Raw genomic sequence first — 26,144 nt, forward strand, 5'->3', positions numbered from 1 at the left:
TTAACACATTAACAATCAATACATTAACAAATGAAATTAACCCATTTATGCTATTCTGTACTGGCCTTGTCGCTGGCAATGACTGCTTGTAAGAAGGAAACTGATCAGGAATCTGCTCATGAAAAAGTCCCTGGATTTGATACGAGCTCGCTCGATTCGACCATTAAGGTCTGCGACGACTTTGACAGTTATGCCAACGGAGGCTGGAAAAAGAACAACCCCATTCCCGGGACAGAAAGCCGTTGGGGCGCTTTTAATGTGCTGGATAAAGAAAATAAAGAAGTTAGGCTTAAAGGCATTATCCAGGAAATAGTCAAACTGGAAGATCGAAAAAAAGGGAGTGAAGAGCAGCAAATAGCCGATTATTACCAATCTTACCTGGACACAGTAACGATCGAAAAGCGCTCAATTTCACCATTGAAGGAATATCTCGACAAAATCAATGGTGTTCAGTCATTGAAAGAGTTAGCTTCCGTTTCGGGGGAATTGCAAAAAATCGGTGTTTCTTCTGTCATTGGAATGGGCGTTGACGCGGATCTCAGGAACAGCAAAGTAAATGTGCTTTATGGTGGCCAGGATGGATTAAGTCTTGGAGAAAGAAGTTACTACGACCGGACTGATTCGAGCACAGTAAAAGTGAGGGAAGAGTTTGTAAAACATGTGGACAAGATGTTCTCCCTGGCAACATTCCCGGATCAAAAGCCGGGACAAACAATCCTGGATTTTGAGACCAAGCTGGCCAAACTGCAACTGACCAATGTGGAGCTTCGCGACCCTGTGAAAACTTATAACAAAATGTCTTTCAAAGGTTTCCAATCACTTGCCCCGGATTTCGACCTGGAAGCATTCTCAGACAAACAGGACATTAAAACCGACAGCATTGTCGTTCAAAACAAGCCTTACGTTGAAAATGTGAACAAGTTGCTGAAAGCTACACCGATTGCTACCTTAAAGCTTTATGCCAAATGGCAATTGCTTTCGCGGTTTGCCGGTTATTTGCCTAAAAGCTTTGATCAGGAAAATTTCCGCTTTTTCAGCACGGTCATGCGCGGTACGAAACAGCAAAAGGCAAGAGTTGAACGTGCTATCCGCTCAACAGACGGATTATTAGGAATGCCTTTGGGAAAACTATTTTCTAAAAAATACTTCCCAGAGGAAGACAAGAAAAAGGTTTCCGACATGATTGAAAACGTGCGCACAGTGTATGGCGAACGCATTGACAAACTTTCTTGGATGAGCGATTCCACAAAAGCGAAAGCGCATAAGAAGCTAAAAGCTTTTACTTATAAAATCGGCTATCCTGATAAATGGAAGGACTATTCGTCCATTGAAGTTGTGAAGGACAAACTGTTTGAAAACGTTATTTCAGCTTCACTTTACGCGCATAAGGAAGAAGTGGACAAAATAGGGAAGCCTGTGGATAAAGCAGAATGGCTAATGACCCCGCAAACCGTAAATGCTTATTACAATCCGCTAAACAACGAAATCGTGTTCCCTGCCGGGATTTTGCAACCGCCATTTTACAATCGAGATGCAGATGACGCCATCAATTACGGTGGGATCATCGCGGTTATTGGCCACGAATTTACACATGGTTTCGATGATCAGGGATCGCAGTTTGATGACGAGGGAAATCTTAAAAACTGGTGGACAGCCTCAGACAGGGCTAATTTTGATAAGCTTACCAAAAAGTACATTGACTATTTCAGCGGAATAGAAGCATTGCCTGGTTTTAAAATCAATGGTGCACTAACCATTGGTGAAAATGTGGCTGACTTAGGTGGGCTCACACTTGCTTACTACGCATTGGAAAAATCCCTGAAAGGCAAAGCAGAACCTGCTCCTATCGACGGTTTCAACTGGAAACAACGCTTCTTCCTGGGCTGGGCACAGGTATGGCACATGAACACAACCAACGAAGCATTAAGAAATCAGGTGCAAACTGATCCGCATTCACCCGCAAAAGACCGGATTAACGGACCTATGCCACATTTGAAAGAGTTTGAAGCAGCGTGGAAATGTACGCCGGGAAGTAAAATGATTTTGCCGGATTCGGCCAGGATCGTGATCTGGTAACTATTTGCCTGCCACGTATCTGTTTCTGTAAACACTTGGACTACACCCCTTAGCCTGCCTGAATTGGCGGGCTATATTTTTGCTGTCGGTAAGACCCATATCCAACGCAATTTCAAAAACCGACATGTCCGTATCGAGCAATTTTTGAGTAAATTTTTCAATGCGGAGGTTAAAAATGTATTTGTAAATCGGGTAACCGGTTATTTCGAGGAACCGCTTTTCCAGCGCACGGCGCGACAATGGCACTTGCTTAACCACCTCATCCACATGCAGGTTTTTGTCAATATTCTGGTGAATGTATTTCAATGAAGACGCGATATGGTCGTCGTTGGTCGCGTAAATGTCTGTGGAATGTCTTGTGATTACCTGGACGGGCTTAACAATGATATCGTAATATTTTGATATGCCGTGTTTGATCATGTGATCAAGCAATTTGGCAGCATCATATCCTCCTTTTTCTGCGTCCAACGCAATGCTGGAAAGAGGCGGGTCAGACAAATCGCAGATCATTTCATCATTATCAACCCCCAAAACAGCCACTTCTTCGGGGATCCTGATGCCCAATTGCCGGCAAACCTCGGTAATGTGCTGCCCCTGGTTATCATCGCACGTCATCAACCCAATAGGCTTCGGAAGTGATTTCAGCCAGCGGCTCAGCGAACTGGGCTTGTAATACCAAAGCTCGGTAGAACGCGCTTTCTTATGTTCGAAATAGTGAACCTGATGCCCTCGCTTCTTTAATCTCTCCTCAAATCCTTCTGCTCTTTCTCTGGACCAGACGATATCATTGAAGCCATAGAACGCGAAATTGGTAAAGCCTTTTTTGAGAAAATAATCTGCTCCAAGTTGCCCCGCTTCCTGATATCCCCCGGTAATGTTGGGAATTTCAGTAAAGCGCTCTTTGAAGTCCTGCGCTATAACCGGAATGCCAGCCTGGACGATTTTCTCAATATCCTTATTATAAAGTTGTCCGACAATGCCATCGGCCTTCCATTCCAGTGCCCATTTCAGGATTCCGTCTATTCCGACCGTTTCGCGGTGAAAAAGTGGCATCCGGCAGAATATCCACGGCCCGAATTCCTTGGAATAAGCATTAATCCCCTTCATAAGGCTTTTGCTGTATTCCTCGGCGAAGTCAAGTAAGAGGATGATCTTATACATTCGGCAGGTCAGAATATGTCCTTAATGCTCGTAATTGTATCATTGTTGACCAGCGGCCTGGCCCAGATGCCAATGCTGAAAATGTAAGCCAAAGGCACGAAAAGGAATAACATCGCCATTTGTAAACCAAACAACTCCCCCAGCCCGCCCACGATCAAAGGCACAACCGCTCCGCCCGCGATCCCCGCGCACAAAATGCCTGAAAAAGTCCCGTGATGTCTTGGAACAGAATTCAATGCAAGGGAAAAGATCACAGAATACATGACCGAAGCAAAAAATCCGGTGACCGGAAATGCGTTCATAGCGACCGCTTTGGAGCCAAACAATGCAAAAGCCAGTGCTAAAATCGCTCCGGAAGTAAAAAAAATCAACACTTTACGGCTATCGAATATTTTCAGAAGCACCAATCCCAGAAAGCAGCCGACTGTAAGCAAGCCCCAGAAATAGGAAATAACAGCCGCGCCGTCGGTGGCCGGATCCACACTGTGATAAGTTTGCAAAAATTGGGAGATCCAGTTGGCTATGCCCTGCTCGGTGCCTACGTAGGCAAAAATGCCCAAAAAGAACAGCCAGACCGACTTGTTGGCAACAAGTTCTTTAAATGAATGTCCAACATCCATGCGCTCGTCTTCCAGCAAATCCACTTTCGGAAATTTCACCAATGCAATTACAACCACCATAAGCAATGCTATCACGGCAAAAACCCAGTAAAGCGAAACCCACTTAAGGTTTTCCGGGACCAGATTATTTAATGTTTCAATCAAAAATCCGGAGTTGTCCGAATGCACATTGAGCACCAGATAACTGTAAAGCATTGGGCTCAAAAATGAAGCGCCGCCGAAAAAAAGCTGCGCCAGCACCGAAAAAAAAGCAAATTTCTCTTCCCCTCCAGCAACCCGGAGTAAAGGGTTAATAACGACTTGGAGCATGGCCATGCCAATCCCGATCAGGAAAAGGGAGGATAAGGCGATGGCAAAACTGGGAATAATGGCAAAAAGCAGCGCCCCGAAGAAAGCAAGCAAAAAAGCCAGTAGCAGCACCGGCTTCTCTCCATATTTCTCAACCATAAGCCCCGCTGGGATTGACATAACGCCATAAGCAACGAAAAACGCAAATGGAAGAAACCCCGCAAGGCCAATGCTCAGGCTAAAACTCTTCACAATATCAGGAATGATCGGCCCCAGGATATTGGTCAAAAACGAAATGACAAAGAATATCAGCAGGATCAGAACAACAATAAAAATATTCCTTTGCATGAGGGTTGGGGCTAACTATACACTTCTTTTCCAGCTTATTGCGCTGTAACAACGCTCGTGCGGCTAGATTTGCCAGCCATATCAAAACTTTTCAGCTTGATCGTCCCAGCTGCTTTTACCGGTGCTTCGTAAACAGGCGATTTCGCGGTGGGCTCGGAACCGTCCGTCGTGTAACGTATAGCAAGTCCGGGAAGCTCAACATTGGCTTTCAGCATTCCGCCCTCAACCATTGCGCCAGGCATAGGAAGCCTGTAATTGTAACCTCCATTCACAAAACTCATTCTTGGCATATGGCGCTGCGCAATGCTGTTTGCAAACAAATTCCATCCTTCGCTTATCATTTTCTTTCTCGCAGCGTCGTCCGCAATATTTTCCCAGGGGCGTTCAGCCGCCCAGGCGCTTTCCGCAAAACCCATCAACTTCGGCAAGATAGAGTATTCCATCATCTCACGGCCTTTCACGGTTTCACACCAAAGCTGCGCTTCTATTCCAATGACATTTTTACGTGCCTCTGGTTTCAGCGCTTGCTTGCCCACAAATTCCTCTTTCATCGGTTTCCCGAATGCAGTTTCCTCGGTGGTACGAAACATATTGAACGGCGCAAATGTCCAGTTGTCACGTGTGTCCACAAAGCCGCCCCAATATAAGCCTGGCTCCTTCGGATCATTGTTATAGGACATATCAAAATAGAAGTTCGTCACATTACAAAGCACCACCTGATAGCCCGCATTGGCCAGGCGATTGCCCAAATCAACGTCATATACATTGTTCCACACGTAAGGAACCACCGGGTGGCCCACAAATTCCGGGTTTGCATTGTAAACGCCGGCATTGGTTTTGGTCAATGCAACTTCCTCCCAACCATGCACTTTCAGGTTCCGTTTTTCCAGCCTTGGCAATAGTTTACGGAAAAAGTAAGTTTGCAAGTCGCGGAATTCCTTTATATCCGGATTCTCATTTTTCAATTTTATAGCCATCGGCGATTTGGTCCAGGCACCTTCCGCAACCTCGTCACCGCCCGTGTGGAATGTATCCATGGTTAAACCCGCCTCTTTGTACATTTTGGCAAATTCATCCACCACTTTTTCAAAGAAATGATAAGTGGATTCGCGCGCAACACTTACCGTATTATTCTTATAAGCCTGTGCCGAGAGGTAAACCGACTTATCATCGGGATCTATCAAGCGATATTCATTGGCTTCTTTTTCTTTACCTTCTTTCATCAATCGCTCGTAGCGGGCTTCCATGGATTTGATAGCTGCCAGCGCGTGACCTGGAAAATTCACTTCCGGGATCACCTTAATGTGCCTGTCGTTAGCATATTTTAATATTTCGATAAAATCGGCGCGGGTGTAAAAACCACTTCCAAATTTGCCCTCGTCATTCGCAACCGGCCCTGATCCATAAGCAGGATGCAAAGCCGCAGCCCCGATCCCGGACGTGTGTGCGCGATGTGCGCCTATTTCCGTAAGCTCGGGTAACCCGTCTATTTCGACGCGCCAGCCTTCATCCTCAGTCGTATAAAATAAAAAGTGATTGACTTTATAGGAAGCTAGCAAATCCAGGACACGCTTGATTGTTTCTTTTGTCTGGAAATTCCTGCCCACGTCCAAATGCATGCTCCTGAAATGAAAACGTGGTGCATCTTCAACCTGCACATGCCCCAGCAAGATGGAAGCAGCTGGTTTTTGGTAAGATTCAGTTGGTACAAGCTGCAAAAGGCTTTGAATTCCGTAAAAGACACCCGCCGCATCGCTGCCCGTAATGTTCACGCCGCTAGCATTAACGCCCAACTTATACGCTTCCTTGGCAATGCCATTTACAGAAACGGTGCCTGTGTTCAAGACAATCGACGGAGCCTCGGGTGTGGTTGTGGTTGGCAGCCCTTCGCGGATGGGGAAGTCTGTTCCGGTTACCGCTTTCAGTTTTTCAATGAGATATTTTGCTTCCTTTTCAAGCCCTTTCTGGTAAAACACATTGGCTTTGTTATCCAATGCAAATGTTTCAGTGCCTGCGCTCATTTTCACAGGACTTGGAATAATTTTCAATAATTGCTCTGCACCGAGCTTGGTGAATTTCAAATTGTCTTTATAACGCTGCTCAGCCGTTGGAAGCGGCACGAGATCATCTTTTCCACGCATGATCTGCTCCTTAGCAAGAAATGGCTCCACAGTGAAATCTGTCACCTGCACGATCTCCTTCTCCTTTCCTTCTTTGTCATAAAAAACAAAATACAAACCCATCGGTGCATCTGTTTCTTTGATAACTCCTTCTGTTCCCGTGTAATTAATGGTTATAGAATCGCCCGGCGCGAGTTTGAAATCCTTTCCCGCAACCATTTTATACCAATCGCCATTCAAATGCTCGATAATAGCTGGTTGAGGCGTTTTATTGCGCTGGATCGGGCGTGGCGACATGTTGAAAAACAATGCCCAGTTGCTGCCGTCGAGCGTGATATCGCTGCCATTTTTCAGGGTGAATTTTGCGTCAAAGCTGTGAGCCGGTTCTATGAAATTAGAAATGAGTTTCCACGAAATGCCAATTTTTTGTGCCTGCTCTTTGGTAACATCACCGCTGCGCGAACAGCCAGCCAAGACAAAAAAACAAACGATTACAAGCTGATAAAGGAATATTCTCTTCATAGGGTCAGAATTACAAAGATTTTATGAGGTTCAACGGTGATTATGCAGGTGGATTAAATTACCGCATTAATATTACTGATAAGTTGGGAAAATATACTAGTATTTCTTTCGCCAATAGCCTTTCCTGCACACAAGCCGGTACTAATCCCCTAAACGGGCAAGGATGAAAAACGAAACAGGAACATTCACAAGGCTGCTTTCCCTCGATGCCATGCGCGGCTTCACCATTGCCGCGATGATCATGGTTAACTTTCCGGGCAGTGAAGAATACGTGTTTCCAACATTGCGGCATTCCAAATGGAACGGGCTGACATTTACCGACCTCATCGCCCCCGTTTTCCTTTTTATAGTTGGCGTCTCCATTGCACTTGCTTACTCCAAAAGACTCGAACGCGGCGATCCGAAAAAACCACTGTATCGGAAAATTGTCTTTCGCTCATTGAAGATCTTTGCCGTGGGAATGTTTTTAAACCTGCTCCCCCATTTTGACTTTTCTGATCTGCGCTACACCGGCACATTGCACCGGATCGCCATTGTTTTCCTTTTTTGTGCTATTCTGTTCCTGAACACAACCTGGAAACAACAAGCCTGGACCGGCTTTGGAATATTGGTTTTATACTGGCTGGCCATAACATTAATCCCGACGCCCGGGATAGGGAAAGTCATGCTGGAACCGGGCAACAATCTGGCGGCCTGGGTGGACCAGCAATATTTACCCGGGAAAATGTGGCAGGGCAATTGGGATCCCGAGGGGATTTTAAGCACTTTTCCATCTTTTGTTACAGGCATTACGGGCATGTTAGCGGGCAGGTTAATGCTGAGAAAGATTACGCCCAATGAAAAAGCCAATTATCTGATGGTAACCGGCTTTTTTGCCTCCGCTGCGGGCTATTTCTGGAACCTGGCCTTTCCAACCAACGAAAATCTCTGGACAAGTTCTTTTGTGCTGGTAACATCCGGTTTCGCCGCGATGCTCCTGGGCACACTTTACTTTTTAATCGATATTTCTGGAAGAACGAAGGGGACTGCACCGGGGATCGTTTTTGGTGCAAATGCAATTACGATTTATGTGCTGGCGGATATTCTCGCACTGTTTTTCTATTTATATACAATTAACGGACAAACGCTCAACATTCACGCTGTTAACGCATTAGTCCACATTGGATTCAATCCGCAGCTGGCCAGTTTGCTTTATGCATTACTATTCGTTTGCATCAATTTCATCCCGGCCTACATCCTTTACAGGAAAAAAATATTTATCAAATTATAACGCCTCAGGCCTATTTCTTGCCTTCCCACATCATAAGGCCCTCGATCAATGCAGTCAGCTGAGGCGTTGGCATGTTGGGTGTAAGATAAGCGTGCGGGCCCATGGCGTCGTCCTGCCAGGTGTTGTTGCCGTCTTTAATAATGATCCTTCCGCGCTTCAACCCAAAATAAGGCTGCACACCGCGCACCCCTACCAGCACGGCCGTCTGGTCCCAGCTCTGGCGGCCATTCGCATCGCCCTGACTTTTGGACATCGCCATTTGATAAGCATCCTTCACCGGGCTTTTCAATCTTTCATTGGCTATTACATTCACGCCCGTGCGAATTTCCTGCCCGATCTCAAAACCACTGAAAATGATCTCCGTAGGCCATTCAGTAAACACTTTTTGAGAGGCCAGCGAATCCACATAGACATTATATTCGCGTCCTTCCGGGAATCTGCCTGCCATGCTTACCAGCCCGCTCACCTTTTTTCTCACGAGGTTCAAGCCCGATAGTTGTGAATGCTCATCCGGCTTGGAATCCAGCAAATTGGCAAGATTTGTTAGAAAACCTACGGTTACAATTGTGACGCTTTGATCGGGTTGTTTGGCTAAAATTTTACGGTAAACCGTTACCGCATCTTCTGCGTCGGCTGTTTTCCTGATGTTGTGCGGATATTTTTCAACCAGCATTTCGGGCCATTTCTGAGTCGCGCCATAGGTTGGGGCGGCATCTCTTTTCGGCGCTCCCGTTGGCAGTTCCGGTCGTCCGAAGTAAGTGTTCAGGATATCAATGGTCGGGACTACATACTCATTTTTGTTAGAAGAAATTACGGCCAGTGGCCTCACTTCGCCCTTATCTGCCAATGCATGCATCACAGCCATTGCCCCTACGTCGTCGTAATCCGGGCCAATGTCTGTATCAAGGATCAAAGTTTTAGGAAGTCGGCTTCCTGTTTGAGAATAAGCGTGGGAACAAGTTAAGAGACAAAGAATTAGTAATATTTTACGCATGGCAATCATTGAGAAAACACTTTTGGCACTATTGCTATATTCGCGGCATTGCGTCATTATGCTGCAAATTGCGCAATTTTTATGGCTTTAATTCTTTAAAACATGAAACACCTGCTTTTCCTTCCCACTCACCACTTCCAGTAAGTAAGTTCCGGAAGCATACTCCCAACCCGTCAGGTCCAGCTTGTGTTTTTGAACAAAACCTGTCGCTGCCGATTTTGAGCTGTGATAAATACGCCCGCCATTGTCATACACATTCACAGTCACTTCCTCGCCCGTATTGGCCTGGTAAGTCACATAAAACATGCCTGTGGAAGGGTTCGGGTAAACCTGCCAGGAAGGTTTTTCATCAAAAAACACAGGTTTCACGCTAGAATACTGGTAACTATTGTCCGAATCAACCATTTTCAAACGATAGTAAAGCACACCGGTTTTAGTTGAACTCTGGTCTGTAAATGTATAATCCCTTACAACGTTCAGTCCACCCCGGGACGCCATTTCACCTAACTTCACGAATTGGTTTTGTCGGTAAGCGTCATTTCCGGCTGCCACTTCAATGTCAAAATGATCGAAATCCTCTTCCGAAGTCGTTTGCCATTCGAGCAAAACGGACTTATCCCCATCCGCATTTTTCTTTTTAGCTGAGAAACTGATCAGCGAAACGGGCAATGCGTCGCCAGACCCTACAAAATTCTTGGCAAGCCAGAATTCCGAGAAATTTTTAATCTTTAACTCAGCATAATAACCTTTGTCATAAGGCACTTTCTTCACCAGCTCCGTCGGATAAAACGCCCACGCGCCATTCGAACTGTTTTCAATGTTGCCATCCTCTTTTGAAAGATCCGCATTTTTATACTTCGAAACGGCCAGTTCATAAGCACTCGAAGGTTTGTCGCAATTATTACATCCGGTTGCATTTACCAGTGCCAAAGTTTCGCTTTCCAGGAAATAAAGCCGCACAATCGCCGAATCTGCCAGATTCGCATTTTGTGGTTTAATGGTAAAATTCCGGTCCAGATAGTAATTTTTATTCGTGTTCCTGATGCCGCTTGTAGTCACGTAAGCCTGCACTTCTGTATTGCCCAGGTTTTGCCCTTTTGTATTAACGGACGCGATCAGCTTATTGTTTCTCAAAAAATGCACCCAATTATTAGACGCGGGAACGCTTTGAGAAACAGGCGAACCTGTGCCTGTTTCATCGTAAATGCCATTGGCTTGGTCATAAATATGAATGTCGTCCAACGCGATCCCCTCCCGGTTATTGAAATTATCGGCACTGAAAACAAAGCGTATTTTCAAACTCGAAAATCCCGTCGGCAATGGAATGGTCGCAACGTGCCATCTTACAAAATTCTGAATGCTCCACGATCCTTTGCCTGAGTAAGTTTTGTTGTACCAATTTGTGCCCTGTCCCTGCGCACCTAACCTCGTCCAGGCACCCCCGTCACCAGAATATTCCAGGTAGGCTATGTCGCAAGGCAGCGGATCGCAAACTTCCATGTCCAGCGCCACGCTGAAACTCAACGTTGGCGCAATGAGTCCCGTAACATTAAAGCATGGGGAATGCAGGTAGGATTCTTCGCGGTCGTTATTGGTGCCCGCAAGATTGGTTTTCCAGATATTTGTGCCGCTTGGCGCCGTTTTTATTTGCTTAGAAACGGGCTTTCCGTGCTGCCAGGAGCTGTTTGTCCCTTTGGTATACCAATGTCCGTCATTGCTTTCAAAATTTTCGAGGTAAGGGTAAGAACTGATAACCGGTGCATGATGGACCTGGACATTCACCGAATCGTTCAACCGGTAACTATCCGTTTCTAAACCCACCCAAACCTTGATTTTGTGCCGGCCATAAGCAGACAAATCCAGTTTGTCTTTGAATGTATAATTGACAGTGGTTCGCTTCGCCAGCGATGCAATGGTGTCCGTAATTACCGTCCCGTCATTGAGTTGCAGGTAAACCGGAATATTGGTAATGGTTCTTGCCGAGCTGTTACGAACCTGCAAAATAACCGGTTCGGTGCTGCCTAACCCACAATTTTCAGCCGCAGGCTGCACAAGGCTCAGCAACTGGATGTCGTCTGTCACAACATACAGCATGATATCATCGAAAGAATAGCCCGCACCCGTTTTGTTATCAGCCGCAATGATCTTCCCCCACTGGCCCCAGCGCACTTGAAGACTTGATGAGAAATTTTGGTTGTTCGAAGCGAGCAAATTGCTCAATTCAATCCCCTGTGGCATTTTGTAGCCTTCCTGAGACGAATTTTGATTCGCGAATAGGTCATATGCTTCAATCCAAGGATCGCTATCTTTTCCCCGGACCCAAACGCGGTTGTTCGCATTGGTCTTTTGCCCGTGGTTTTTATATTTAAAATTTAACCTGACATCAACATCTTCAACATTGTAATTCGCAAGATTGAATGTGCCGTCGAGATAACTGATGTTGCCTGCGGTAAAAAAGCGGTTAGCATCCAGCGTAAGCGCCCTTTGTCCCGAAGCAGCCATGCCTGTATTCACGAATGTTCTTAATCTTCCTGCATTCGTTGAAGCGCTGAAATCATATCGACCATCGCCGGTAAGGCCGGTTTGATTTTTCACCCAGGTTTGTATAGGCAGGTTTTCAATGTCATCCAAAAAAGGCAGCGCGATCTGGTCATTCGGCAATTGCCTGAAAACTTTGGCAAGCGTATCATTAGAGGTAACCAAATCTGACTGCCCGTGTATAAAAACCTGTAAATGATAATCCCGCACCTGGCTCATATCGGCCCCGATGCTGAATGTGTGGTCATACGTTTTTCCTTTCTCGATAAAAGGTGTGATCGTTTGTAGCGGAACTGCCTGCCCGTCCAGCATGTATCCTACTTCCACCGGTCCGCTAAAATCCACATCGTCCAGGTTTTTGATCCTGATTTTAACAAAAACAGCGTTACCAAGCTCCGAGGAAGTGTTTTTCCGACCCGAACCCGCCGGTGTCAAAATCGATTCTATTTTCAAATCGTTATCTGAAATTAATCCCGCGCACGTTCCGTTGTCGGGCCGTCTCGAAATGGCAAGCGCCCTTCTCCCCGGATGCCCGTTAATGCGGGCACGTACGGACATAGAATAGGTTGAGTCTTTCAGCATTCCACTGAAAACATACTTATTCTGGGTCGTAAAGCCCGCTGAAACCATTTCGTCGCCTTTTAAAAGCATTACTTCATAATCTGTTACACCGGGGACAATTGTCCAGTCGAGTGAAATGTAACCTTCACATTGCAGGCTCGATAATGTAACGGTCGGGATTCCGACAACAGTGAATGCTTCGCTGGTGCTCTCTCCCACAATGTTATTATTTTTTCGATGAACAACTTTGATTTTTGCCTTATCCGTAGTTGTACCGGCCGGAATTGTCCAGGTTGTTTGCCGAACGGCAGCAGCCAGGTTCACAGCAATATTTGTCCAGGAACCGCCATCATTCAGCGAATATTGAACAGTATAAGTGCTTTGCGCATCGTTTCCAGCATTCCAGCTAATGATAATGCCGTCCCCATCTTTCAACCGCTCATTTCCAATCGGGTAAGTGATGGCTGTTGCAGCCGGGACAAAATCATATACAACATAATATTCCTGGACAGGATTTTGCGGAACTGAGTAACCTTTGACGGATATCTTGTAAGTGCCTGCTGCCGGGTTGTTGACCGTGACCTGCTCCACATTATTAATATGATCGGCACCTGTAACGGCGACAGCATTCACTTTCGAAGGAGTGGGATCAAGTAGTCTCGGAAGAACCGTGTTATTGGCCGGATTAATTAATGTTAAATCCAGGTCATTTACCAAATTTCGAGTCGAAAGCACTGTCGCCGCCGGATCATTATAATACAGCATTACTTTCAATTGCGCCGTTCCGGCCGGAACCTGAATGTTGTGTGTTGCAGTTTCCTGGTGTCCTACTGCGCCGCCTGCATAATTTTTATCTTCCAGCATTTTGAGTGATCTCGAAAGATCCATCCAGCCAAAGCCATATTTGTAATCCGGCCCTTCATTTCCTTTGTCCGTTGCGCCATTGATTATCAGCGCTTTCATTAGTGCATTCCTGGGATTCGCGCCACCATTCATCTGCCGGAAACGCTCGTAAAGCAATGCAAGCCCACCCGCAACTGCCGGGCTCGACATGCTCGTCCCGCTGCCATTCGTATAAAGGTTGGTAGGAATTGTTGACCGTACAGAAGAGCCCAATGCCACAATTTCAGGCTTAATACGCCCGTCGCGCACCGGGCCTACGCTGGAATTGGCCGCAAGCAGACCAGTATCAAAAGTATTTCCGACGCTGATTACATTCTTGGCAGTTTGATAACCGCTGATCACATTTCCAAAACCCGCCGGATATGGTGAACAAGTGCTGCCACCGCTGTTACCAGCCGAAAAAACATGTTCCAGGTTCGGTAATTGAAAAGCCTGTTCGTCCAGAATTCGTGAATAAAGATCATAAATTCCGTAAGTGCCACAATTATTGATCTCGCCGCCGTACGAGTTATTGGTAACAACCATGCCAAAATCATTCACATATTCCGGGGCATAAGCGATAATGTTGGAATAGCTTTGTGAGACAACCGTCGCTTTGGGCGCATAACCCGCGTAAAGCTCGTTCATAATGCCTGCTCCGGCCATTGTTCCCATCGTATGGACACCGTGCTGGCCCGCTTCAATGGCGGCGCGGTTAATGATCCTGTTGTTGAAATCAATGTGTAACAAAGGGTTGGAGTCGTCGCCATGACCCACCACGATGCCTTTTCCTGTCAGCTTGCGGCCATTTGGCAGGGTGGAATGCAGCAAACCTGCACGCCCGTTAACAAGGCTCCGGTTATTAAAGGACTTGTCGGCAGCTGGCGCGGCTTGTACATATTGTATATATGGCTGGCCCGCCAGTTCCTTAATCCTGTTGTCTGCAATGCGTAATGCAATGACCTGATAATCTTTATACTGGTCCGAAACAACCTCGAAGTTTTTAGCTTTTAATTGCTCACTAACTTCCTGAAAACTTATTGATCTCGGATAATTGATCCATACATCCACGGTCCCGGGCATTTTCACAGCATGAACAGGAAGCTGTCCCTTTGCAAGTGCTGGTTGCATTTTTTGCTCCGGTGTCAACTCAAAAATAGCCCTGCCGCGCATTCGTGCCAGTGTGCTTTTGTCCTTCTTGCCGGTAAGGGTTGCGGTATAAGCATTATTTGGAATGTAATCCAGCAATTCAATACCCTCCTGCTTCAACTGTTCCCGTTCGGCAGCATTGGGGATAGATTCAAACTGGATGATAGCAAATGTGGGCGAACCGTCAGCCGCGGTCCTAAGATTTTCGCCTTGCTTGTTAGCAGTAATATTTTTTTCAGGGGTGAATGACCCGCTATGTAAAAGGACTTTATAGTCCTTCCCGTTTTGTGCAGTAACTGAGAGAGATGTTAGGGCTAAAAACGAAAGTGTGTGGTAAAGTTTCTTCCATTCCATACAATTAGATCAATAAATAAAACAGGTAATTCTACTTTATTTATACCTGATTTACAAATTAATACGTAACTGTCATTTTATCGGTTATTTTAATTTTTGTAATTGCCTGTTCACGGGGTTAACTTCGCGGTTTAACATCTCACATTGTTTTGCGTTGCCATCAGCGCACAGGATTATGAACTTATACGGCCTAATCGGATTTCCCCTGACACATTCTTTTTCCAAGCGATATTTTACGGATAAATTCCTCCGCGAAAAGATCAGGGAAAGCAGTTACGAACTGTTTGAAATGAACTCACTGGAAGGCCTACCGTCTCTGCTGAAAAAGAAAACAGAATTGAGAGGATTAAATGTGACAATTCCTTACAAAACAGAAGTAATATCGTATCTGGACGACCTGGACGACGCTTCCGCAGAGCGCATCGGAGCCGTTAACACGATTAAAATATACGCCGACGGTAGCACAAAAGGCTTTAATACAGACTATTACGGATTTCGCCAATCACTGGAAGAATGGATGGACAAGCGCGGTGAGAAATGCAGTAATTTCAGTGCATTGGTCTTGGGAAACGGCGGAGCGGCCAAGGCTGTTCAGGTTGCATTACAAGATATGCATATGGATTATAAGCTGGTTTCGAGACAGCGAAGTGAAGATTCTATCATGTATGAGGAATTGACGGAAGAAGTCATGAACTCGTATTTGCTGATCATTAATACAACTCCGCTCGGAATGTATCCAAAAATTGAGGAGTGCCCGAACATTCCTTATCAGTTCGTGACTAAAAAGCATTATCTGTACGACCTGGTTTACAATCCGGCAGAAACGATGTTTTTAAAAAAAGGGGTTGAAAAAGGAGCAGCCGTTCAGAATGGATTGAAAATGCTTGAATTACAAGCAGAAAAGGCTTGGGAAATCTGGACGCAGGAAGAAAATTTGTGGAGCGTTTAAACGCGGGAATAATAAGTCCAAAGATCGTTTTCCACTTTTTCCGAAGATCGCAAAATGCCGGTTGCAACAGGTGCCTTAACCCCATCGCCAATAGCAGCGGGACCCTGACAGCGGCGGATCTCGTCCCACAATCCGGTTTGTAAAAAAGCATTGATCACCGCAGCACCGCCTTCCACGAAAACGGACTGTATCTTTCTTGCCAACAATCCTTTAAGCATCTGCTCAATTTCATCAGTTCCAGGAGCCAGTTTTAGGTAGGTAATGTCGGGACTGCCGGAATAGCGCTCAGGATAATCAGGCAAACTTGTTTCCTGCAAGTAGTTGACAATAATGGTCGGCTGTATTTTGTTAAACAAATTCAATGTGGCCGGAAGCTGAATGTGCCTGTCCAAAACGACCCGAACTGGATCACGGCCTTCCCAGTTTCTAACATTCAGGCGCGGATTATCCATTAATGCTGTTTTGTAACCCACTAAAATTGCATCTTCCTCGGTTCGCCATTGATGCACGCGCATGTTTGAAAGGGGACCGCTGATCCGCAAGTTGCCACCTGTTTCAGGACCCAAAAATCCGTCCGCTGTTTCAGCCCATTTCAAGATCACATAAGGTCTTTTTTGCTCCATAGCAGTGAAAAAACGCTTATTAAGCGCTAATCCTTCCAAAGCCAGCAAGCCAATTTCGACCTCAATTCCAGCCTCCACCATCCGCGCAATGCCCCTTCCCGACACCAGCGGATTAGGGTCATTATTACAAATGATTACTTTTTTTAGTTTTTTGCTGACCATCAGATCCGCGCAGGGAGGCGTTTTACCCGTGTGTGAGCAGGGTTCAAGGGTTACATAGGCGGTTGATTCGGGCAGTAAATGTGCATTTCCCTTCGATTCTGCGTCATTAATCGCCCAGACTTCGGCATGCGGACCGCCATATTGCCGGTGCCAGCCTTCGCCGATAATGATGCCTTCATGAACGATCACACAACCCACCATCGGGTTAGGGCTTACGTTCCCGCGGCCGCTGCCAGCCAGTTGTAAAGCCCGTCTCATCCATTGAATATCTGCCTCCATCCGGCAAAAATACGAACCTCCTTTTAAACTCAACTTTCGTGAGTTCCTATTATTTGCTAACTTTCCGACATTGGAATAAAAAACACATCAAATGACTTCGGCACGTCAGTTATATCAATATATCTTAAAAGGCATTACCGTTTATCCCGAAAAAGAAGCCCAGGCAATCGCTTTTATGCTGCTGGAGCATTACATGAGACTTCGCAATATTGATGTACTTGTTGACAGGCCGGTTCCTGAAAACACTGCCCAGCCTGACTGGGACACCATTATCAGCAGGCTTAATGACAACGAACCTGTTCAGCATATCATCGGTTCGACGGAATTTTGCGGTCTCGAATTCCGGGTTTCATCCTCCGTGCTGATCCCGCGTCCTGAAACGGAAGAGCTGGTCAGAATGGTCACCCGCGATTACGCCGAGCCGGACAAGAACATTAGCATTCTGGACATTGGAACCGGCAGCGGCTGCATTGCCATCGTGCTCGCACGCTTTCTCCCGCACGTTTCTGTGCACGCCTGGGACGTTTCTGATGAAGCGCTTGAAGTGGCCCGGGAAAATGCACGCCAGCTTATCGCCGACGTAACATTTGCGAAACAGGATATGCTCAATGTAACATTCCCGCTACCGGGTAATATTATCCAGTTTGACTGCCTTGTGAGTAATCCGCCATACGTAACTTACTCAGAACAAGAGCATATGCGGCCAAATGTCCTGCGTTTTGAACCACACGAAGCATTATTCGTAGAGGATAGCGACCCGCTGCTGTTTTACAAGGCCATAGCAGATTTTGGCATACACCATTTAAAACCAGACGGAAAGTGCTACGTAGAAATCAACGAGCATTTCGGAGCAGGGACCAAGCAGGTTTTTGAGGAAAGAAATTACAAAAACGTCGAGATCCTGAGGGATATTCACGGCAAAGACCGTTTCGTAAGGGCGATCTGGAAATGACGTTAGACTTTGCCCAGGCCCCCGAGGGGGTGACTAACTTAGGACGCCGAAACGATATACACCCCTTCTGGGGATGGGGGCAAACGGAAACCGCCAAACTCCAAAAATGCTAAATCACCCCTTCAGGGGCCGGGGGACAAGGAAACCGCCCAACCAAACATAAGACTACTCATAAATGTATATAGAGAAAATAAAGGATGTGCTGAATGAGATGGGCAAGGTGGTTGTGGGGCAGGACAAACTGCTCAACAGACTGCTTATCGGCCTTTTCACGGGCGGCCACATTCTGCTCGAAGGAGTTCCCGGCCTAGCCAAAACGCTGACGATCAATGTCATGGCGAAAGTGCTGCACCTTGATTTCAAAAGAATTCAGTTTACACCTGACCTTTTGCCCGCCGATTTGATCGGAACGATGATCTATAAGCCCAAAATCGGGGATTATGAGGTTAAAAAAGGCCCTATTTTTTCCAATATTATCCTGGCAGATGAGGTGAACCGCTCCCCGGCCAAAGTGCAGTCGGCTTTACTTGAAGCGATGCAGGAAAAACAGGTGACGATTGGAGATGAAACTTATTTGCTCGACCGGCCATTTGTGGTGCTCGCAACCCAGAACCCGGTGGAGCAGGAAGGAACTTATCCGCTTCCCGAAGCTCAGATCGACCGTTTTATGATGAAAGTATATGTCGATTATCTTGAAAAAGATAAGGAACTGGAAGTAATGCGCCGCATGTCGGACATTAATTACGACTATCAGATCAAACCGATCCTAAATAAGGAAGACATTTTTGCGATCCGTGACAATGTAAACAAAGTGAACATTTCCGAAACGCTGGAAAAATACATTATCGAACTGGTGTTCGCCACACGCAGGCCGCTGGATTACGGGCTTCGTGACGAGGCACGTTACATTCAGTTTGGCGTTTCGCCGCGTGCAACCATTTACCTGAACAGGGCTGCAAAAGCGCTCGCTTATCTGGAAGGCCGCGATTATGTGTTGCCGGAAGACATTAAGGAGCTTGCCCCGGACATTATGAACCACCGTATTTTACTCAACTACGAAGCTGAGGCAGACGGGGTAAGAACAATGGCTATTATCGATTCCATTCTCCGGAAAGTGGCCATCGGTTAAGGGACAGGATCGTGCCCGTGCCCACCCCAGGGATGGCATCGCGAAAAGCGTTTCAGGCCCAACCAGGTGCCTTTTACAACCCCGTGCTTCTGGATCGCCTCGATCATATACTGCGAACAAGTGGGCGTATAACGACAAGAATTTGGCAGGTAAGGCGACAGCACACCCTGGTAAATCCGAACCAGTCCGATGAGTAAAAATTTCATTTCGCTTCTTGTGTCAAAGTAGTATATTTGGCAATTAACATCATAAAAGCATGATTTCGTATATAATATGGAATGTCAGTCCTGAAATTTTCACAATTCCGCAAATTGGTGATTTCGGCCCGTTCCCTGTCCGCTGGTATGGCCTCCTCTTCGCCGCCGGCTTCCTGGTAGGACAACAAATAATGATTCATATCTTCAAAAAAGAAGGCAAATCTCTGGAAGACATTGATTCGCTTACATTATATATGGTGTTGTCAACCGTCATTGGTGCACGCGTTGGACACTTTCTTTTTTACGAACCCGAAGTCCTCTTCAAAAATCCCCTTGAAGTAATTCTTCCGCCTTATGCAGGTCTGGCGAGTCACGGAGCAATTATCGGGATCATTACGGGTCTATTGCTTTATTCGCGATCCAGAAGGTCTTCCGGACAAACATTTTTATGGGTAGCCGACAGAATGGTCATCGTCATTGCCCTGGCAGGCGCATTTATTCGGTTTGGTAATTTAATGAACTCAGAGATCGTCGGTAAGCCAACCGATGTTCCGTGGGGATTTGTTTTCGTTCAAAACACTGAATTCCGCCAGATTCCGCGCCACGCTGCGCAGCTTTACGAATCCATTTCCTGTTTTATACTTTTCTTCATTCTCTTGTGGATCTGGAACAAATATAAGGCAGCGACTCCACGTGGTTTAATGGTAGGCGTTTTCTTCATTTGGGTCTTTACTTTGCGTTTTATGTACGAGTTCCTGAAAGAAAATCAGGAAGCATTTGAAGCCAATTACGCATTGAATATGGGCCAGATCCTGAGCATCCCGGCTGTGTTGCTTGGCGTTTATTTTATATACCAATCAAGGAAATCTTCACATCAGCTTGCCCGGTGACATAATCTTTGCCGCTTGCGAATTGACGGCGTTTCATGGGTTTGTTTTTTGATTAAATTGAGTCTTCATTGAAAGAAACATAAACCCAGGAAGATGAAAACATCGTTTATTCTATCATTTGTTCTTGCGTCAGCAATGCTTTTGAGCAGTTGCGGAAAGAAGCAGGAAGAGCAGGAAGTGGATGAAAAAGAGGTAGAAAAATCCGCAGTAGATGCGTTGCAGGCGTTTGCCGATAAGGCCAAAGAAATGGGCAGCCGCGAAGCCGTTGATCCCATCGATTTTCGGAAGCTAAAAGAATTAATGCCTGAGAAAATTGGCGGCATGGCGCGAACCGAAGCCACAGGAGAAAAATCCGGTGCGATGGGCTTCACAGTTTCCACGGCTCATGCGAAATATAAAGGGGACGGGGAAGAGAACATGGACATTGAAATTGTCGACACAGGAGGCATAGCAGGTGTTTCGACAATGGCGCTGGCAGGCTGGTCCATGGCCGAAATTGATAAGGAAACGACAACAGGATACGAAAAAACGACCAAAATTGACGGTTATAAAGCTTTTGAAAAATACGATAACGAAGGGAAATCCGGTGAATTGAATGTACTGGTAGCCGACCGTTTCGTCGTCAATGTGCAGGGCGATCACATTACGGTGGATCAACTCAAAGACGCATTAAAAGATCTGGATCTCGCCAAACTGGGTGATCTGAAATAAAAAAAAGCAGAAGTGTCGAGCTTCTGCTTTTTCTATGATGTTTCGGCAAGGTTTAAAATGCAGTTGCGAAATCAACTTTCTCTCTCAGGATCTGCTTGGCTTTCACCAGTTGATTTTTCACTGTATTTTTAGAAATCCTCAAAAACTCGGCGATCTCCTGATATGATTTCCCTTCTTCAATATTCAATTTCAAAATCTGTTTCCGCTTCACAGAAAGGGAATCTACGGCCGCTACCACAAGATTGATCCTTCTTTCGCTTTCTTCTTTTTCATCTTCCTCGGCCATTCTGATGGCTTCCATATAATTCTTCCGAAGCAGCTCGCTCTTTTCAATTTTTTTAAAATGGTCAAATGCCATGTTACGCAGGCATGTGAACAGGTAAGAATTGAAATTATAGTCGGGCTTGATGTGATCTCTTTTGACCCAAATTTTAATAAAAACGTCCTGAACCATGTTTTCCGCCTCTTCTTCATCCTTCAATAAAGATGTGGTGAACCGCAAAGCAGGAGCTTTATAATAATTGTAGAGTTCAGCAAAAGCCTGTTCGTTGCCTTGCGTTACTTTTCTCAGGGTGTTTTCGTCAGGATAGGCCACGTTTGTAAATGTTTATCAAATATGAAAAGGGTTAACACGTGCATTCGCTCATATAGAAATATTGCTTTTACAACTTTATTTCTTGGTATGGTAATATTGCTTATCTATGCTAAAATTATATCATCAAAAAAATGGATATAAAATTGACAGTCAGGTTATTCTTTAAAATTTCATTGGTTAAAACATTACCAAAAGCAATTGTAAATTTTGCTTTTCTTCGAGTCGGCAATGTTTTGTGTTGAGCGGCTTATTCGTAATTCTTTGATAAATCTACGCTTAGATTTTCAAATTCAAATCGCAAATTGCGTAAAAATATCTTCATTTTGCGCAATCACGTTTTATTAATATTTAGATAAACAAACGGAGCAGATTTGTTATACACACTCATTATCAGTCATTTCTTAGCAGAATTTACTATCGAAACCATAATTTTCGAAATAGCCGTTAGAAGCCGCAGTTAACAATTTTATAACATTTCGGCAAAATGCGGTGAACGCAGATAGCCCGCGTTTTGGGATAACCAGTATATATTCCGAAAAGCAACCCGCAACCATTTCCCAAATCCAGAATCAAGTAGCATCATTATTCCATGGAACCAAGCCGCATTCAACATATCATTGAAAAAATATCCGCAGCCAAAATTGCCGTTTACGGCGACTTCTGCCTTGATTCCTACTGGATTATGGATGAGCGGGGATCGGAAGTTTCCATTGAAACAGGCTTACAGGCGCAGGCGGTTGCCAGACATTACTATACGCCGGGCGGCGCAGCCAATGTCGTGGCCAATTTATCCGCATTGAATCCCGCCGAAATCCGCGTTATCGGAACTATCGGCGATGATATGCAGGGCAGGGAATTACGGTCACAACTGGAAAACCTGGGAGCAGACACATCAGCGCTTTTTGTGCAAAAAGAGTATTTTAATACATATAGTTATCTCAAAAGGCTGGTTGACGGACAAGAAGAGCCGCGAATTGATTTCGGCGTATATAATGAACGCAACATTGAGACGGATCAAAAATTGCTGGCAGCGATCGAGCAGGCGTTACAGGAATCGGATGCGGTAATTTTCAATCAGCAAGTGACGGGCAGCATTAATAATGAAAGCTTTATAGAGCAGGCAAACGCCCTTTTTAAGAATTACAGCGACAAGATCGTCATGCTCGATTCCAGGCATTTTAATGACCGATTTGAAAACACATTTCTCAAATGCAATGACCGCGAAATAGCATCGCTCAACAGCCAGCTTGTAAGTCCCGGTGACGATGTACCCATTACTGAGGTCAAAAAATATGGCCGCGCGGTTTACGAAAAATACAAAAAGCCTGTGTTTGTGACTTGCGGTGAACGCGGAATAATCGCATTTGATGAAACGGGGGCGCAGGAAGTCCACGGCTTGCAACTCAAAAGCAAGCTGGACACCGTTGGTGCGGGCGATACGGCCATCAGCGCGATCACGCTTTGTCTTGCTGCTGGCTTTTCACCCCTGGAAGCCGCCACTTTCGGTAATTTTGCCGCAGCCGTAACTGTTCAAAAACTATTCACCACCGGCACTGCAAATCCACAGGAAATTCTTTCGGTAAGTCAGGATCCTGATTTAATTTATAATGCTGATTTGGCTGAAAATGAACGCAGCGCCATCTTTTTACAGGACAGCGAGTTCGAACTCTGCGAGCCAGGGGTTTTGGAAAAACTCGGACAGATCCGTTACGCCGTTTTCGATCACGATGGCACGATTAGCTCGCTCCGTCAAGGTTGGGAAGAGATTATGGAGCCTGTGATGATGAAAGCGATCCTTGGCAAACATTATGATACGGTTGATTCCCATGCATTTCATAAGGTTTTAGGCCAAGTAAAAGAGTTTATTCACAAAACGACCGGAATTCAGACCATTTACCAGATGGAAGGTCTGGTGAATCTGGTGCGTGAGTCAGGTTATGTTCCCGAGAATGAAATTCTGGACAAATTTCAATACAAAGCGTTATATAATGACGGCCTGATGGAAATGGTCAACAAGCGGATGGCAAAATTAGCAGCTGGTGAGCTTGGACAGGAAGATTACACCATGAAAGGCGCCGTTGCTTTCCTGCACGAATTAAAAGAACGGGGTGTAACCATGTATCTGGCCAGCGGAACGGATGCCGAAGACGTAAAACATGAAGCCGAAATGCTCGGTTACGCGCATCTTTTCGACGGCGGGATTTACGGCGCATTGAAAGATTACACCAAATTTTCTAAAAAAATGATCATCGAAAAGATCATTAAGGACAACAATCTGAAAGGAAATGAACTGGCCGTGTTTGGTGACGGACCCGACGAGATCCGCGAAGGCAGGCGTGCGGGTGGCATTTCGGTGGGCATAACGAGTAATGAAGTGCAGCGTTTCGGTCACAATCCGGCCAAACGTCCGCGGCTAGTCAAAGCTGGCGCACATTTGCTCATTCCTGATTTTTCTCAATATAAAAAACTCACAACCCTCCTCTTTCAGGAAAATGTAAAATACGCGGACGCATGAACGGCCACGCTGAAAGATCCTTTAAAAACTGCCTTTTATTGCTCTCCCTCGTGCTGGCTGTCTCTTGCAAAAAAGAGCCGCCATCGCAAACCGTCAACATTATTTACCAGGACAAACCCTTTACCCAGGAAATTCACGAAGCATTTCCAATCGGAAACGGAGCTGCCGAAAATGAAGTACGGAGCATTGCAGTCGACCAGGAATCCAATATCTGGATAGCGACGGCCGCCGGCATTTTTCAAAAAAAGAAAGAGAGCCGGGAATGGATCCACGTAATCAACGGCTCCGACAATGGTCCAGCCTACGCCACAGAGTCCGATGAAAACGGCATCATGTGGCTCGGAACGTGGAATGGACTATATACCTATGAGGCTGGCAAATTGAAAAAAGTAAGCGGTCCAAAAGGTCCTGTTTCGGCCATTTGTGCTGCAAAAGAGGGCTTGTATGCATTAGGTCCGAATGGTTTTTGGCTGGACGAAGGAAAAGGGTTTAGCAAGATAAATGACACCATTTCGCGATCTGTCCGTGATATCATTTCGGACAAAAAGAATGGCTTGTGGATTGCCACAGACGTGGGCTTGTATCATTGGACAAAAACCGGTCTAAGTCATTATTACAAAACTGACGCGTTGATCAGCGGTTATGCCAAGGGTTTGGCTTTGGATGGCAACAACAAACTTTGGGTAGGCGGACTTGGTGGCGTCACCATTCGTGGGATCGATAAAAAAGAAAAAGAACTGAAACCTGAGAACGGCATTCCGTCTATTTACGTCACTGCTATGCGTTACGCGCCCGACAGCTCCATGTGGGTGGGAACACAAGCAGGAATTGTTCGTTACAGGCCGGATGGCAGCCATTCGTTGCGATTTTCAAGACGCTGGCTCATGGATGATCAGGTGAACCGCATCGCATTTGACAAAGAAGGAACGGCCTGGATCGCTACCCCAAAAGGTGTAAGTGCAATCCGAAAGAGAACGATGACATTGGCGCAGAAACACGATTTTTTCTACAATGTATTAATCCAGAGGCACATTCGGGCACCTTGGATTGCTGGACAAGCGCACTTGCGGATTGCTGGCGATACGACATCCTGGCAGCCAGAGGATGATGATAATGATGGCGAATACACAGGAAATTATCTGGCCATGGAAAGTTTCAGATATGCAGTGACAAAAGATCCGGAAGCGAAAGACAACGCAGCAAAGGCATTTTCTTTTCTCAAATTATTACAGGAAGTAACCGACACAGACGGCTTTTTCGCGCGCACCATCGTGCCGTCCGACTGGAAAAATGTGCATGACGGCAACAGGACATTTACCGAACGCGAAAAAGCAGATGAACTCGTGAAGGAGCCGCGGTTCAAGCCGGTTGAAGTGCGCTGGCACAAATCCAAAGATGGAAAATGGCTTTGGAAGGGAGATACGAGCAGTGATGAAATGTGCGGACATATGTTTGGCTACTATTTTTACTACACATTGGTGGCGGATGCGAACGAAAAAAAGGCTGTTGCCGCGCACATTGTAAGGATTGTGGATCATTTAATGAAAAACAACCTGAACCTGGTAGACGTTGACGGCACGCATACGCGCTGGTCTGTATGGTCGCCGGACAAGCTGAACCGCGATCCGGAATGGCTTCCCGACCGGAACCAGAATTCGATGGAAATGCTGGCTTTCATGAAATTGGCCTATCATGTTACCGGGGATAAAAAGTACGAAAACGAGTATCTGAGGCTTATTAAGGAGGAAAAATATCTTGAAAATATGGCCGAAGTCACTAACCAGAACCCCGCCTGGTTTATTTACTTCGATGTGGTCTTGCAAGCGTATCTTTATCCGATCCTGCTCAAATGTGAAAAGGATCCCGAACGTTTGAAATTTTATAAGGAACATTTGAACCAATGGTTCGAAAAACGAAAAGCAGACCACAACCCACTCATTAACTTTATCTATTGCTATTCCTCGGGAGAAAAAGCCGAACTGGATAATTCAATCGATTTTCTGATTGACACCCCGCTCGATTTAATCGATTGGCCGATTGACCATAGCAAAAGAGAAGATCTCAAAATTGTCAGAACCCCGGTTCTGGAAGACCAGCAGGTGAATACTTTGCAGCCCGCAAGTCTGCGTATGACCGTTCGGTGGGATAAGAATCCATGGACGCTGGCTGGCGGAAACCCGCAGGTGGAACGCGAGCCCGTTTTTTGGCTGCTGCCCTATTGGATGGGCCGCTATATGAACATGATCAAATAATTTTAGC

At 45.8% G+C, this 26,144-nt stretch carries 17 protein-coding genes; 9 read left to right on the top strand and 8 right to left on the bottom strand.

Annotated elements, in window-relative coordinates; translation table 11 throughout:
* Positions 1-30 precede the first annotated feature (30 nt).
* Positions 31-2,076: a M13 family metallopeptidase gene (locus tag B5X68_RS22530; RefSeq protein WP_082217019.1), complete on the top strand. Its 2,046-nt coding sequence runs from the start codon at positions 31-33 to the stop codon at positions 2,074-2,076.
* Here B5X68_RS22530 and B5X68_RS22535 read toward each other — a convergent pair whose 3' ends face one another.
* From B5X68_RS22535 to B5X68_RS22545, 3 genes are read right to left on the bottom strand one after another with little or no spacing between them, the layout of a single operon-like run.
* Positions 2,077-3,237, bottom strand: coding sequence for an AraC family transcriptional regulator (locus B5X68_RS22535; RefSeq protein ID WP_082217020.1), 1,161 nt, complete (start codon positions 3,235-3,237; stop codon positions 2,077-2,079).
* 8 nt (positions 3,238-3,245) lie between these two features.
* Positions 3,246-4,493: an MFS transporter gene (locus tag B5X68_RS22540; RefSeq protein ID WP_082217021.1), complete on the bottom strand. Its 1,248-nt coding sequence runs from the start codon at positions 4,491-4,493 to the stop codon at positions 3,246-3,248.
* Between the two features lie 35 nt (positions 4,494-4,528).
* Positions 4,529-7,135, bottom strand: coding sequence for a family 20 glycosylhydrolase (locus B5X68_RS22545; RefSeq protein WP_082217022.1), 2,607 nt, complete (start codon positions 7,133-7,135; stop codon positions 4,529-4,531).
* 163 nt (positions 7,136-7,298) lie between these two features.
* On the opposite strand from B5X68_RS22545, the gene B5X68_RS22550 reads away from it, so the two are divergent.
* Entirely contained in the window at positions 7,299-8,405 is a 1,107-nt protein-coding gene (locus B5X68_RS22550; RefSeq protein WP_082217023.1) for an acyltransferase family protein, read from the top strand.
* A 10-nt stretch (positions 8,406-8,415) separates the two neighbouring features.
* On the opposite strand, the gene B5X68_RS22555 is transcribed toward B5X68_RS22550, so the two are convergent.
* Positions 8,416-9,318: a nucleoside hydrolase gene (locus B5X68_RS22555; protein ID WP_229208525.1), complete on the bottom strand. Its 903-nt coding sequence runs from the start codon at positions 9,316-9,318 to the stop codon at positions 8,416-8,418.
* 168 nt (positions 9,319-9,486) lie between these two features.
* Positions 9,487-14,883 carry a S8 family serine peptidase gene (locus B5X68_RS22560; RefSeq protein WP_082217024.1) on the bottom strand — a complete coding sequence of 1,799 codons (5,397 nt, stop codon included), beginning with the start codon at positions 14,881-14,883 and terminating at the stop codon, positions 9,487-9,489.
* A gap of 175 nt (positions 14,884-15,058) precedes the next feature.
* Between B5X68_RS22560 and B5X68_RS22565 the strand changes: the two genes are divergently transcribed.
* On the top strand, positions 15,059-15,832 hold the full coding sequence (locus B5X68_RS22565) for a shikimate dehydrogenase family protein (protein WP_082217025.1): 774 nt from the start codon (positions 15,059-15,061) through the stop codon (positions 15,830-15,832).
* Here the strand turns inward: B5X68_RS22565 and ribD are convergent.
* Complete coding sequence (gene ribD / locus B5X68_RS22570) at positions 15,829-16,896, bottom strand: bifunctional diaminohydroxyphosphoribosylaminopyrimidine deaminase/5-amino-6-(5-phosphoribosylamino)uracil reductase RibD (RefSeq protein ID WP_082217026.1); 1,068 nt, start codon at positions 16,894-16,896, stop codon at positions 15,829-15,831. The genes B5X68_RS22565 and ribD overlap by 4 nt on opposite strands.
* Before the next feature lie 91 nt (positions 16,897-16,987).
* Here ribD and prmC point away from each other — a divergent pair, with 91 nt between their 5' ends.
* A complete protein-coding gene (gene prmC / locus B5X68_RS22575) occupies positions 16,988-17,848 on the top strand; it encodes a peptide chain release factor N(5)-glutamine methyltransferase (RefSeq protein WP_082217027.1) in 861 nt (286 codons plus the stop codon).
* Positions 17,849-18,023: 175 nt separating this feature from the next.
* Positions 18,024-18,977, top strand: coding sequence for an AAA family ATPase (locus B5X68_RS22580; protein WP_082217028.1), 954 nt, complete (start codon positions 18,024-18,026; stop codon positions 18,975-18,977).
* Here B5X68_RS22580 and yidD read toward each other — a convergent pair.
* Positions 18,974-19,183, bottom strand: a complete 210-nt coding sequence (gene yidD, locus B5X68_RS22585; RefSeq protein WP_082217029.1) for a membrane protein insertion efficiency factor YidD — start codon at positions 19,181-19,183, stop codon at positions 18,974-18,976. The genes B5X68_RS22580 and yidD overlap by 4 nt on opposite strands.
* A 50-nt stretch (positions 19,184-19,233) precedes the next feature.
* Between yidD and lgt the strand changes: the two genes are divergently transcribed.
* On the top strand, positions 19,234-20,064 hold the full coding sequence (lgt, locus tag B5X68_RS22590; protein ID WP_082217030.1) for a prolipoprotein diacylglyceryl transferase: 831 nt from the start codon (positions 19,234-19,236) through the stop codon (positions 20,062-20,064).
* Between the two features lie 93 nt (positions 20,065-20,157).
* Positions 20,158-20,775: a hypothetical protein gene (locus B5X68_RS22595; RefSeq protein ID WP_082217031.1), complete on the top strand. Its 618-nt coding sequence runs from the start codon at positions 20,158-20,160 to the stop codon at positions 20,773-20,775.
* A gap of 52 nt (positions 20,776-20,827) precedes the next feature.
* Here B5X68_RS22595 and B5X68_RS22600 read toward each other — a convergent pair whose 3' ends face one another.
* A complete protein-coding gene (locus tag B5X68_RS22600) occupies positions 20,828-21,370 on the bottom strand; it encodes an RNA polymerase sigma factor (RefSeq protein ID WP_082217032.1) in 543 nt (180 codons plus the stop codon).
* A gap of 589 nt (positions 21,371-21,959) precedes the next feature.
* Here B5X68_RS22600 and B5X68_RS22605 point away from each other — a divergent pair.
* Positions 21,960-23,885, top strand: a complete 1,926-nt coding sequence (locus B5X68_RS22605) for a PfkB family carbohydrate kinase (protein ID WP_082217033.1) — start codon at positions 21,960-21,962, stop codon at positions 23,883-23,885.
* Entirely contained in the window at positions 23,882-26,137 is a 2,256-nt protein-coding gene (locus B5X68_RS22610) for a ligand-binding sensor domain-containing protein (RefSeq protein ID WP_082217034.1), read from the top strand. The genes B5X68_RS22605 and B5X68_RS22610 overlap by 4 nt, the downstream gene beginning before the upstream one ends.
* Positions 26,138-26,144: the final 7 nt, after the last annotated feature.

This window comes from Dyadobacter psychrophilus (assembly GCF_900167945.1).
In the GTDB taxonomy this organism is placed as follows: domain Bacteria; phylum Bacteroidota; class Bacteroidia; order Cytophagales; family Spirosomataceae; genus Dyadobacter; species Dyadobacter psychrophilus.

Excerpts from the sequence above, each read along its gene's own strand:
- B5X68_RS22530 (WP_082217019.1), top strand. The coding sequence starts at position 31 with ATGAAATTAACCCATTTATGCTATTCTGTACTGGCCTTGTCGCTGGCA.
- B5X68_RS22535 (WP_082217020.1), bottom strand. The coding sequence starts at position 3,237 with ATGTATAAGATCATCCTCTTACTTGACTTCGCCGAGGAATACAGCAAA.
- B5X68_RS22540 (WP_082217021.1), bottom strand. The coding sequence starts at position 4,493 with ATGCAAAGGAATATTTTTATTGTTGTTCTGATCCTGCTGATATTCTTT.
- B5X68_RS22545 (WP_082217022.1), bottom strand. The coding sequence starts at position 7,135 with ATGAAGAGAATATTCCTTTATCAGCTTGTAATCGTTTGTTTTTTTGTC.
- B5X68_RS22550 (WP_082217023.1), top strand. The coding sequence starts at position 7,299 with ATGAAAAACGAAACAGGAACATTCACAAGGCTGCTTTCCCTCGATGCC.
- B5X68_RS22560 (WP_082217024.1), bottom strand. The coding sequence starts at position 14,883 with ATGGAATGGAAGAAACTTTACCACACACTTTCGTTTTTAGCCCTAACA.
- B5X68_RS22565 (WP_082217025.1), top strand. The coding sequence starts at position 15,059 with ATGAACTTATACGGCCTAATCGGATTTCCCCTGACACATTCTTTTTCC.
- ribD (WP_082217026.1), bottom strand. The coding sequence starts at position 16,896 with ATGGAGGCAGATATTCAATGGATGAGACGGGCTTTACAACTGGCTGGC.
- prmC (WP_082217027.1), top strand. The coding sequence starts at position 16,988 with ATGACTTCGGCACGTCAGTTATATCAATATATCTTAAAAGGCATTACC.
- B5X68_RS22580 (WP_082217028.1), top strand. The coding sequence starts at position 18,024 with ATGTATATAGAGAAAATAAAGGATGTGCTGAATGAGATGGGCAAGGTG.
- yidD (WP_082217029.1), bottom strand. The coding sequence starts at position 19,183 with ATGAAATTTTTACTCATCGGACTGGTTCGGATTTACCAGGGTGTGCTG.
- lgt (WP_082217030.1), top strand. The coding sequence starts at position 19,234 with ATGATTTCGTATATAATATGGAATGTCAGTCCTGAAATTTTCACAATT.
- B5X68_RS22595 (WP_082217031.1), top strand. The coding sequence starts at position 20,158 with ATGAAAACATCGTTTATTCTATCATTTGTTCTTGCGTCAGCAATGCTT.
- B5X68_RS22605 (WP_082217033.1), top strand. The coding sequence starts at position 21,960 with ATGGAACCAAGCCGCATTCAACATATCATTGAAAAAATATCCGCAGCC.
- B5X68_RS22610 (WP_082217034.1), top strand. The coding sequence starts at position 23,882 with ATGAACGGCCACGCTGAAAGATCCTTTAAAAACTGCCTTTTATTGCTC.